At 35.7% G+C, this 12,896-nt stretch carries 8 protein-coding genes; all 8 read right to left on the reverse strand.

Annotation, left to right across the window (positions count from 1 at the left end; translation table 11 throughout):
- Positions 1 to 163: 163 nt before the first annotated feature.
- Positions 164 to 1,849 (reverse strand): DNA repair protein RecN, encoded by a 1,686-nt coding sequence (gene recN / locus CC92_RS0103395; RefSeq protein WP_029504472.1) that lies wholly within the window; start codon positions 1,847 to 1,849, stop codon positions 164 to 166.
- Positions 1,850 to 2,170: 321 nt separating this feature from the next.
- Positions 2,171 to 6,031 carry an Ig-like domain-containing protein gene (locus tag CC92_RS21380; protein WP_051650861.1) on the reverse strand — a complete coding sequence of 1,287 codons (3,861 nt, stop codon included), beginning with the start codon at positions 6,029 to 6,031 and terminating at the stop codon, positions 2,171 to 2,173.
- Positions 6,032 to 6,489: 458 nt separating this feature from the next.
- The gene (locus tag CC92_RS20690) at positions 6,490 to 7,203 is read right to left on the reverse strand and encodes a CAP domain-containing protein (protein ID WP_081841936.1); all 714 of its coding nucleotides are present in this window, start codon (positions 7,201 to 7,203) and stop codon (positions 6,490 to 6,492) included.
- Positions 7,204 to 7,811: 608 nt separating this feature from the next.
- Positions 7,812 to 8,540 (reverse strand): YebC/PmpR family DNA-binding transcriptional regulator, encoded by a 729-nt coding sequence (locus CC92_RS0103410; protein WP_029504468.1) that lies wholly within the window; start codon positions 8,538 to 8,540, stop codon positions 7,812 to 7,814.
- A gap of 195 nt (positions 8,541 to 8,735) precedes the next feature.
- Positions 8,736 to 9,194: an arginine repressor gene (argR, locus tag CC92_RS0103415; protein WP_029504467.1), complete on the reverse strand. Its 459-nt coding sequence runs from the start codon at positions 9,192 to 9,194 to the stop codon at positions 8,736 to 8,738.
- A gap of 21 nt (positions 9,195 to 9,215) precedes the next feature.
- Complete coding sequence (locus CC92_RS0103420) at positions 9,216 to 10,073, reverse strand: NAD(+)/NADH kinase (protein ID WP_029504465.1); 858 nt, start codon at positions 10,071 to 10,073, stop codon at positions 9,216 to 9,218.
- A 125-nt stretch (positions 10,074 to 10,198) separates the two neighbouring features.
- Complete coding sequence (locus tag CC92_RS0103425; protein ID WP_029504463.1) at positions 10,199 to 10,999, reverse strand: TlyA family RNA methyltransferase; 801 nt, start codon at positions 10,997 to 10,999, stop codon at positions 10,199 to 10,201.
- On the reverse strand, positions 11,000 to 12,880 hold the full coding sequence (gene dxs, locus CC92_RS0103430; protein ID WP_029504462.1) for a 1-deoxy-D-xylulose-5-phosphate synthase: 1,881 nt from the start codon (positions 12,878 to 12,880) through the stop codon (positions 11,000 to 11,002).
- Positions 12,881 to 12,896: the final 16 nt, after the last annotated feature.

Below are 12,896 nucleotides of genomic sequence, written 5' to 3' on the forward strand. Positions count from 1 at the left end.
TCATGTTACTAACTTTCCCTCAGAATACAAAAAGGATATACCGTATTAGTATATCCTTAATTTTTAATTTCTTTCTGAGTTTAGTATGCGTAAATCATTTATTTTCAAACTAGGATTTTAAGTCTTTGTTGCCAATCCTCTTTTTGTTATCTATGACAGCAATTTATCGATATTTTTTTGTATTGTTGGCTAACTCTTTCATTTCTAAAGCACTAGTTAAAACTGTGTCCGTAATTTTGGCTCCGCCAAGAATTCTTGCAAGTTCTTCAATAACTTCTGTTTCTTCTAACTGGCGTATATTCGTATTCGTTGTAATACCATCGGTATTTTTTTCAATAATATAATGAGTATCTGCCATAGCAGCAATCTGAGGTAGATGTGTAATACATAAAATCTGATGTTCACCTGCTAATAATCCTAATTTCTCAGATACCTTTTGAGCAGTTCTTCCACTGATACCTACATCAATTTCATCAAAAATTAATGTCTGAATATCATCTTTTTTAGCCATAACCGATTTCATTGCCAGCATGATTCTTGACAATTCACCACCAGATGCAATTTTCGCTAATTGCCTAATTGGTTCTCCTGGATTAGTAGATATCATAAATTCGGCTTCATCCAATCCATTCACTGTATAATTGTTAAGTTCCTTCATATCTATCTCAAATTTAACATCCAAGAAATTCAAATCAATTAATGCAGCTTTCATCTTTTCTGCTAGTTGTAATGATGTTTTTTTACGAATAGACGTTAATATCTTACATTCTTTTCTAAGCACTTCCTCTGTTACAGCTATTTTTTGTCTTAACTCCTGCAAATATTCATCATAAGCTTCGTATTTTTTCTTCTTTGCTTCCTGATTTTTGTAATAATTAAAGATCTCACTAATACTATTTCCATACTTTGATTTTAAATGATTAATTAAATTTAAGCGATTTTCAACATCCGTAAAACCATCTAGACTATCACTAGAATCATTTAAATACTCGGAAACATCACGATTGAAATCATTCAGTAACCCCTCAATATCGATTAATTGAGTTAAAAATCCATTTAACTGCAAATCATACTCCGAAATCTTACTTAAATATTTTACAGCTCGACTAATTAAATCAGCTGCGCTATCTGTACTATCTGATGTCTGTTTGTAAGCTGCTGAAAGATTTTCATTAATTAAATTCGCATTGGATAATTTCTTATATTCTGCCTGCAAGCTAATATCTTCATCCATCACAAGCTTCGCTTCTTCAATCTCCTTCATCTCATACTCTAAGAAGGAAAGTTCTCTTAAACGCTTGTCCTCATCAATCTCTGCATTATCATATTCTTCTTTTAGTTTCTGATAGGTATGATATAATTCTTGTACTCTTTCTTTATGTACCGCCACCTCTTCTTTTGCAAATCGGTCAATCATCTCTAGATGCTTGTGTTTATATAATAAGGACTGATGTTCGTGCTGTCCGTGGATATCTAGCAATAACGTAGCTATATCTTTTAACAATTGAGCGGTTACATTCTCACCGTTTAATTTACAGATGCTTCTTCCATTCGACATAATCTTTCTGGAAATTAAAATCTGACCTTCTTCCTTTGGTAAATCATTCTCTTCCAGTAGCTTTAATACCTCTGGTCGATTGGTCACAAACACTAATTCAACTAACGCATAATCACTATTTTTTCGAATAATGTCTTTGGTCACCTTACCGCCAAGTGCAACATTAATGGAATCAATTAAGATAGACTTACCGGCTCCGGTTTCACCTGTTAATATATTCAAATGATCCTTAAAATAAACTTCAACCTCATCTATAATGGCGAAATTTTTAACATGCAGACTTAGCAGCATAATTCCCTCCTATGAATTATTAATCAAACATATGTTCGTTTTTTCTTATTCTAGCACAACTTGTATATAAGTTCAATCCCTGATTTTTTAAAAAATAAAAATTGTCATTATGCTTGGTGTTCTATCTTATTTTTGTTCAATATAACAATTAAGAAAACAGAAGCGTTATATAAAATCCAAAACTAATCCCTTCACTATGTACTAAGACAAAAAAACTCTGCACCTAATCATATGCTAAAACTTCCATACGAACTTAAGGTGCAGAGTCAATTTAATCGCTTTATATTTGTAACATCGTTATGTTTAAAATAACTTTTCTTACTATTGACCAGCGGAACCAATCTTTACAACATTCACCTTACATGCTAGTCTTCTTCCGTTTACTACAGCATATACTGTGGTTGTTCCAATCTTTCTACCAGTTACTAATCCATTCTCAACCGTAGCAATGTTTTGGTTATCAACATCCCAACGTACTGTTAAATTGCTTGTTGAACCCACATCCACTCGAAGTCTTTCTGAACTATAAGTTTCTACTTCAAGATTTGTCTTACTAAGACCGACAACATAAACTGTAATCGTTGCCCTTCGCCCTGATTCCGTCATAACAGTGAGATTAGCTGTACCGACTTCCTTCGCAAGAATCCTACCTGTGGACTCATTCACACTTGCAACTACTGGATTATCAGAACTCCATGTATAAGAATCCGTTGAATTGCTAGGTACCATTGAAATACGTACCGTCTTAGTCTCACCAGGGGACATAATGACTTCCGATTCCTGTGCTGTAATTCCTGTACTTGGAACCGGGGCAATAACGCGCACATAACATATCGCTGAAATTCCACTGCTGTCATTTGCTTTCACGGTCACAATTGTATTACCTGGTTCTATTCCTGTAATAACACCATTTTTATTTACAATCGCTATATTACTATTACTGGAACTATATAGTGGTTTTTTATAGGTTGCATTATCTGGTTTTACTGTAGCCTTTAAATTATACGACTTTCCTTGAACTAAGGTTATATAGTTTGTATTAAGATCAATACTAGTTACCAAACGGCTTACACGAACAGTACAGGATGCTTCTGCTCCAGATCCATCGGTTGCATAAACAGTAATGGTTGCAGTTCCGAGTTTCAGACCTTTTATTTTACCATTCTTGTCAACGGAAACAATGGATTTATTACTGGATGTCCATCGTAATTCTTTATTCGAAGCAGTTTTTCCTTCAATTGTTGCTACTAATTGAAAGGTTTTTCCAAGACCAAGTTTATAGTAAGTCTCATTTAACTTAATCACTTTGACATACTCTTCTACTGTTACAGTACAATATTCTTTGAAACCATCTTCGCTCTCTACCATAATTAGAGTTATTCCACCAGCCACACCAGTAACTCTACCATATTTATCTACCTTAGCAACTGATTCATTGGAACTACTCCATGTTACATCTTGGCTTACTTTACCTTCTGGTAATACGGTTGCTTCTAGTTCAAGAACATCACCAACACGAATTGTTTCCTCTTTACTACTTAGCTTTATACCAGTCGTTGGTTGTAATACGGTCACACTACAATAACCGGTAGAACCACTTTTCGTTTTTACAAGGATAATACATTGCCCTGCACCTTTCGCTGTAATTTTACCATTCTTTGATACAGTCGCTACGCTCTTATCACTTGATTCCCAAGATAAGTTTTTTTCGTTACTGTCTGCCGGTGTTAACGTTGTCTGAAAATAATAATAGTCCCCAACATTTAAGGTAAGCTTAGTGACATCTAATTTAACAGCAGTTGCTGTTCTGCTTACATTGACAATACAGGTTGCTAGATATCCACCATCTATGGTCTTTAAAATTATTGTTGTACTACCAACGGCTCTCGCTGTAACTAAACCAGTACTATCAACCGTAGCAACAGATGTATTCGTTGAAATCCATGTTACAGCTGCATTATGAGAATCTGCTGGTTTTACAGTATAAGTAAGACGGAAAGTTTCACCTACATACATATCTTTCGTCTTGTAATCTAAAGAGACACCAGTAACCGCTTTGGTTACTGTTACGTTACAAGTTGCTTGCACATTTGCATTGTTTGCAGATGTAACAATAATCGCTGCATTTCCTGCTTTCTTTAACGTTACTTTACCGTTTTGATCCACGGTAAGTACGCTTTCATCGGAAGAGCGCCATACAATAGGCTCATCTTTTGCTGCAAGAGGCTCGATTGTTGCAAATAGTTGAAAACTACCATTGGATAATGGTACTTTTACCAAAGTATCTGAAAGAGTAATCTTTTCGATTGGCTGGTATACTCGCACCAAACAAGAACCTACCACAATATTATCTTTATTAATGGCACTTACTACTGCTACACCACCACCAACACCTTGGATGGTTGCTGATAAATTACCTGAATCAACAATCTTTAATACCTTCTCATCGGAACTTACCCAATGTAATTTTACATCGTTTAATTTAGGTTCAATGATTGCGTTAATTGTAAGGAAATCACCAATTCCTACTTTTGCTTCGCTTGGACTTAGAGTAATTTTATTAACACTTTGGATAACTTTAATCTTACATTGTAGTTTTTTTGTAATACCATTAACAACCTGACTGACGGTGATGATACACTCACCAGGTGCAACACCTTTTACCACACCATCTTTGTCAACTGTTGCAATACCTGTATTACTAGACTCCCACTTCACTGGCTCCTTGCTAGAAGATGTCAATACAAGTTGTAAAGATGATCCCGTGTAGATGGTTGCATTGGTATAATTTAAACCAAGTCCATCCAGAACTTTTACCATTAACGTTTTTGTTTTGTGTTGCGGGTCATCTTTAAATGGATTGGAATTTGTAGCCTCCATCGTAATAATTACATCGCCTGCACTTTTCGCTTGAATTACACCATTGGCATCAACTGTTGCGATATTAACATCACTGGTAGAATATCTATACCAATCAGCCTCTTGCATACTTGAATTATCATATATATTATAATAATCCCCAACATTCATAGTAATCTCTTTATGATTAAAAACTAATGGAACATGTACTGTAAAAATCAGTTTTTGTACAGTACCATTGGTTTCCAGATAGACATCTGTCGGTCTTGCTGTAATAACATAAGTACCTGCCTTTGCATTCCGAAAGGTTACTGCTGGACCAATTTCACTGATATTTACATCCAGTAATTTACTATTCCCTATTGGAATCTTTTCCCCTGTTATTGTATCTTTATGAAATTCCCAAACTAGATTACTTGCCTTCACTGCATTGGTTTCTAAGACAAAGCTTGGAGTTGTAGCAGTATAGCTAAAATCTCCACTCATATTAGAAGTGCCAGAAATCTTACCTGTAGGTGCTACGACTACCGGTAACTTTATAGTATCTTTGATATTATTATATTTTGTTATCGTCTCAATCGTTATGATAGAATAACCAGCTCCATTAGCAGTTACAACACCATTTTGATCAACAGTTACTACATCCACATTGCTACTTTCAAAACGTAGAGAAGGTGGTGTCGTCTCGGTAACAGCTTCCCCTTCATTTACAATTACATCAAAGTTGTTGTCGTATGCAGATTTATACTTTGGATATTTCACTTTTAAGAGATAGTTGTTACTATCTTTTAACTGTAAACCATATTCACTGCTGTCATTTAAGAATGTGGTTAATAAACCGAAGAAACCATTTTTACTTTGTCCATCTGCCAGTTTTAATGGTACATGGATTGTACAGTCAATACGATAATCATAGCCACCATAGGTTACGATAGCACCAAGTTGAGAATAACCAGGTCCTACTGCTACAATCTCTGCATCATATTTACTACTGGCTTTTGGTTTTACCTCTATGACAGCACTATCTGTAGATTCTGTTACCCATTTTACAGTAGCCGAAGATGGTAAAGCTGCTGATGAATGTCCTATTGTTAGATTTAGTATCCCGCTCTTTACTTCAATTAAAGCATTATTAGTGTAGTCTTGCTGACCATCCTTGAAATAGAGTATACCGGTCGGCATCACTACATCTGCCGCCTGTGCACTTTCCACCATCGGGGTTATAATAACTTCTCCTTCGGTATTCATAATCGGAAATAGATTAAATACCATTACCATGCATAATAAAAAACAGGCAATTTTCCTTCTGTTTTTGAATTTCATCTTCCATCCCTCCATTATTTATCCATCACCAAGAGGTAACTTATCTTAATGTAAACTTCGCCACCTGCCTTGCTGTTTCCTAACTATGCCTCTATATGAACAATTTACCAAATATTTTTGACACTTATGTGTCATTATTCGAGAAAATGGTCTATTTTATATCAATTTGCAATATTAAGTGCAATATCAATATAATTTCTCCATTTACTGTCATCATTGATAAGTATCACTTGACGTTTTTCTCTTAATTATATCGACATCTTTGTCTTTTTTCTTAGTTAATACATGAATTATTTTTGAGGAAAAGAATAGCAATTTTAGAAAAAGCACACTAAGCGAACTTTTCCTTGGAATGAATAAAAAACAGCAGAAACCCGTTCGGGAATTTCTGCTGTTTTCCATGTCAAAACTCAAATTTAATTTATATTATTTTTTACTATATTATTTTTTACTTTATATTAATAAGTAAATAACTGTGTCCAGTAATTTGTTCCATTAGAATTTTGATAATATCCAACACCGATTTTAGTGAATTTTGCATTTAAAATATTCGCTCTGTGGCCTTCACTATTCATCCATCCCTGCATAACTTCCTCAGGTGATTTCTGACCCCATGCAATATTTTCGCCTGCTCCCATAAAGCTAACTCCCTGCTCTTTTAATGCTGAGCTGAAACTGCTTCCGTTTGGTCTGGTGTGGGAAAATGATTTTTCAATTTCCTTTGATCTCACAAGTGCTGCTGATTCCACAGACTTATCAATAGTGAGTGGAGAAAGACCATGTTTGGCTCTTTCTTCATTTACTAATTTCACAACCTGTTCTGCATAAGATAATTCTGTTTCTGATTCAGAACCACCTTCATCTTTTCCTGGTTGACTAGGTACTTCCACCTCAGGTACTTCTGTTTCTGGTTTTTCCACTTCTGTTTCTGGAACTACAATGCTTGGGAGTTCAGGGCAATTTTCTAAATTAAGATTATTAAGATTAATTCCATAATCTTTCAATTTATTTTTTAATTCTTCCTGACTGTTGCCGCTCACCGTTATTACATTACCATTTAATTGAGTACATAAATCATTAAATGATGAAGCCTGTACTGCCTTTGGTGTACCTAACGCTGTAACTGTTGCCATTGTTGCCATAGTTGCTAATATAGTTCGTGTTAATTTCATCAGAAACCTCCTTCTGGTTAAGTCATATGTTACAATTCTATTTATAAATTGTTACAAATATGTTACATATAGATACTAACATACGATTGCCAGAAATAAAACAGGTAAAGTGTGGTATTTTATAATAAAATAGCTTTTTAAACATTCTATTGTAAATAATCAAAGAAAAAGCTAGATAAATTTAGAACGTGTTTTTTGATATTTCATTACTTTTCACTTAAAAAACTACTATACTAACTCCCTCTTAAATATAGTTATCAGTAGGCTGAGAAAAAAGTATATATAAAAACAGCTCCACATCCAGTGATGAAGCATGATTGATAACCATCATACCCCTTAGACTTGACATAGAGCAAAAAAACAGAGTAGATGAATATTTCAATTCTACTCTGTTTTACATTATTATTTGACTTATTGAATCTCAAAATCAACGTAGGCACGTTTTTCTCTTACTTTACTCATAAAATCACCAACTTTTTTTATGAGCTGGATGTACAATATACTCATGCAATGCTTCGAGACTATCGAATTCATTGGTTCTACCATCTGCTTCAGATTTAAATTGAAACATCACAATATGTCATATCATAAACTACTCCCTAATAAGATTACTCATCCCAGTTATGATATACCTGCTGTACATCATCATCCTCATCTAGAAGATCTAAGGTACGGTTGATGTTCTTAATGTCTGTTTCATCCGAAAGTTCTACATAAGTTTGAGGAATCATGGTTACTTCAGCTTGGATCATTGGTACTTTAGCATTTTCTAACGCTTCACGTACTACACTAAAATCATCTGGATCTGTTATAACCTCATAGCTATCGTCTTCTTCATTAAAATCAGAAGCACCAGCATCCAGAGCAAGCATCATAAGGTCATCTGGCTCCATCTCACATTCTTCTTTGTCGATGATAATCTGACCTTTTTGATCAAACATATAAGAAACACAGCCTTGAGTTCCTACACTTCCATTTCCTTTGGTAAATGCGTTACGAACATTTGCTGCTGTTCGGTTCTTGTTATCTGTTAACGCTTCCACTATAATTGCAGTTCCACTTGGCCCATAACCTTCATAGGTAACAAATTCGTAGTTAACCGCATTGCCTTCACCAGCTGCTTTTTTAATACTACGATCAATGGTGTCATTCGGCATATTGTTAGCTTTCGCTTTTGCAATAATATCCTTTAACTTATTATTGTTGTTTGGGTCTGGACCACCTTCCTTTACGGCAACTGCAATCTCACGGCCAAGTCTTGTGAAGATTTTTCCTTTCGCAGCGTCATTTTTTTCTTTCTTGTGCTTAATGTTTGCGAATTTTGAATGTCCTGACATGGTTATACTCCTTTTATATCTTTTCTTTCTAGTGTGTAAATAAATGAAAACACAACAACGATAGCTGCCAAAGACAGCATTTTATAGCAATAGATTACCTCAAATAATAATCTATTGGAATATCTTAAATCTTATAAACGAAATACGCTAAGTATCTCTGTAGGTTAATAAAAAACTCGAAATATCTTACTTCTCTTATTTATTACCATTAATCAACTTTGATAATTTTTCCATAACCGTAATGGTATCTGGCACTGTACGAATTGCACACATAATTGTATCATCCCCAGCGATACAACCAACGATACCTTCAATATGAAGTGCATCAAGCGCTGCTGCCACTGCCATTGCCATACCGGATACTGTTTTCACTACCATAATATTTTGTGCCATATCCATTGACACAAATCCATCTCTTAAAATACGAATATATTTTTCTGCCATACCAGATTCTTGGTTTGCAAGAACAATATACTTCTGTTTGCCCTTATCGGTTGCTACCTTCGTAAGCTTAAGCTCTCTGATATCTCTTGATATCGTAGCTTGGGTCACGTGATACCCCGCCTTCACGAGCAAATCTGCAAGCTCTTCTTGAGTTTCTATACTATGCTTGCTTATTAACTCAATAATCTTACTCTGTCTTCCTATCTTCAATCTTGTACCTCCCCAAAGTTTCTACTTATCTCCAAATTTCGTACGAAGCAAATGAAAGAAGCTTTGATCTTCCATACGAACTAGCTTCACTGTTTCCTTTGCTTTTTTTATCAGAATGCGATCATTAGCTTGAAGTTTCATTGAAAAGCATCCATCTACCGTGACAATCGCTTCTTCTTCTTGCGTTTTTTTACTCTCTCTAATCTGTATCTCTACCGTGTCCTCACTGGTTACAATAATACTTCGAGCATTTAAGGAATGTGGACAAATTGGAGTAATCATTATCATCTCCGCTTTTGGTGTGACTATTGGACCACCAGCCGATAAGTTGTATCCAGTTGAGCCAGTTGGTGTAGAAATAATCACCCCATCTCCACGATAGTTCTGAACAACTTCTCCATTAATTAAAATAGAAACCCCAATAATTCTAGAGAAACCACTCCTTGTAATAACGACATCATTCATGGCACTCGCCTTAAGGCTACATGCACTTCGTTCCTCTTTGTATACTGTAGCATCTATCATCATGCGACTTTCTATATTATATTTATCTAGAAACAGGTCAGTAAATGCCTTTTCCATTGTTTGAACTTCGACTTCTGCCAAAAATCCTAACGTTCCTAGATTTACTCCAAGAATAGGTATATCTAACTGAATTAAATCATGTGCTGCCTGCAAAATCGTTCCATCGCCACCTACAACAATGGCACACTCGACATCCTCAGGAATTCCAGAAGCATCGGTATAACTTCCTTCCAAAGAAGACTCCTCTGTTATATAAACATCTTTTCCTTTTGCTTCCAAAAAATCTGTCATCTTTTTAGTAATAGTCAAATCTTCATCTTTATCTCTATTTGCAATAATGCAAAATTTTTTCATTTAACCACCATTCCTGCGCGCATTGATTACGTATATAGCTGAATGAATGCGATTTTCGTTGATTTTCGCACAAATTAAGTAAATGCTAGTTTCAATATAACATACCGCTATCACCTTGACAAGTGCTATAATGTCTGATGAGCATTAGAAACAATCTCAGGTACACTCTCTAAGAATGCACTAATGTCCTCTGACTGCGATTTTTTCATATGAAGTAAATATTCTATATTACCTTCTGGTCCTCTTATAGGAGAATAATCAAGATGTAGTAATAAAAAGCCTAAAGTAGAAGCATAATTCATAATCATCTCTATGACTTCTACATGAACCTTTGGATCACGAACAACACCTTTTTTACCAACCTTTTCTCTTCCAGCTTCAAACTGAGGCTTAATTAAGCAAACTATTTCAGCCCCATCTTTCATTAATGCATGAACTGGTTCTAAGACCTTCGTTAAAGAAATGAAGGCAACATCAATGGAAACAAAATCAACTTGCTCTTTGATATCTTCCGGTGTTACATGACGGATGTTGGTTTTCTCCATAGAAATTACTCGCTCATCCTGCCTTAATTTCCAAGCAAGTTGATTTGTTCCAACATCGACAGCAAATACCTTGATCGCACCGTTTTGCAACATACAGTCTGTAAATCCTCCAGTAGAAGAACCTACATCCATACACACCTTACCCTCTAGTGAAAGTTGATGTTCTTCGATTGCTTTTTCTAATTTATATCCACCGCGACTGACATATTTCATCGCAGTTCCTTTTACCTCAATCGATACTTCTGGTTTAAACATGCTCCCAGCCTTATCTTCTTTTTGGCCGTCAACATATACATTTCCAGACATTATGATTGCTTTCGCTTTTTCTCTTGATTCTGCCAGATTTCTTGCTACCAGCAGAACATCCAGACGTTCCTTCATCTATCTTCCTTCCTCTTCCATCACAGCACAGATTCGTTCTACAATGGATTCTTCATCTAGCCCAAGTTTTTCTTTCAAAAGTGCACGATCTCCATGCTCTACAAACATATTCGGAATTGAAATATTTAAATGCCTAATTCCACGATAACCATGCTCGCATAAGAATACCGAAACTTCTTCACCAAATCCACCACGTTTCACATTTTCCTCCATAGTAACAAATAGAGTGTGCGATTTTGCTAGTTTATGAAGCAACTCTTCATCCAAAGGGGAAATAAATCTTGCATTAACTAAACTTGCCTTAAATCCAAGCTTATGCAAATGCTCCCTTACGAAAACAGCAGTCTCCACCATGCTACCAACGGCAATCAAAGCGATTTCTTCTTCGGATTCAATTAACTCACCTTTCCCATAGATGATTTCTTGTTTATTATCTTCTAAGCCCAAGTATGCTGCATTCTTTGGGTATCTGATCGCAATCGGACCATCAAACTCAACACAATATTCTAACATTCGTTCAAATTCCCAAGCGTTCTTAGGAGCGATCACCGTAAGTCCTGGTATATGAGTCAAGTAAGATAAATCAAACATTCCTTGGTGAGTTTCACCATCACTACCCACAATCCCTGCACGATCTAACGCAAAGACAACTGGTAATTTTCCAACGCAAACATCATGAAGTATTTGATCATATGCTCTTTGTAAAAAGGTTGAGTATACAGCAACAATTGGTTTAAATCCCCCTGCTGCTAATCCTGCTGCAAAAGTCACCGCATGTTCTTCGGCAATACCCACATCAAAAAAACGTTTTGGAAATTCTTTTTGAAACGATGTTAAACCCGTACCATCTGGCATCGCAGCAGTAATTGCTACGATATCCCTACGCACTTTAGCAAGATCGATTAACTTCTTACCAAAAATCTCGGTATAAGATATTTCGTTATTCACTTTCAGTTTTTTTCCGGTTTTTATATCAAATGGTTCAACACCATGATATTTGCAAGGTTCTTTTTCTGCTGGCTCATAGCCCTTTCCTTTTTTTGTGATTGCATGAATTAAGACAGCTCCACTCACTCTGGAAGCCGACTGAAGCGCTGTTAACATTTGCCCAATATTATGACCATCAATCGGTCCAATATACGTAATTCCCATGTCTTCAAATAACATCCCTGGAATAAATAGGTGCTTTAGAGAATCCTTCGACTGTTTTAATGTTGTTACAATCGCATCTCCGACTTTTGGAATTTTCTTTAAGGCATTTTCCAAGCCACCTTTAAAATTTGTATACCGATAATTCGTTCTTGCTTTCCCTAAATAATTCGACATACCTCCAACATTTTCTGAAATGGACATGTTATTATCATTTAATACGATAATCATGTTTTCTTTCAACCTGCCTGCATTATTCAGTGCTTCAAATGCCATACCGCCAGATAGAGCACCATCACCAATCACAGCGACCACTTTACGCTGTTCTTCTGCAAGATCCCTAGCCTTTACTAGGCCTACTGCGACAGAAAGAGAGGTAGAACTATGCCCTGTGTCGAATGCATCGCAGTCGCTTTCCTTACGCTTTGGGAAGCCACTCATACCTTCATATTGTCGTAATGTCTTAAAATCTTTCTTTCTTCCTGTTAATAATTTATGAACATAAGCTTGATGCCCAACATCCCACACAAGCTTATCTTCTGGAAAATCCAAAAACAGGTGAAGCGCCATTGTAAGTTCAACAACACCTAAATTGGATGCAAGATGCCCTCCCGTTTTGCTTACATTAGCAACTAAAAACTTTCTAATCTCTGCTGCTAGATGGGAATATTTTTTTGCACTTATTTTCTTAATGTCATTCGGTTGATTTATTTCATCCAGTACCTTTGGCACTACTTCACCTTCTTTT

The organism is Lachnoclostridium phytofermentans (genome assembly GCF_000733755.1).
GTDB lineage: Bacteria > Bacillota > Clostridia > Lachnospirales > Lachnospiraceae > Lachnoclostridium > Lachnoclostridium phytofermentans_A.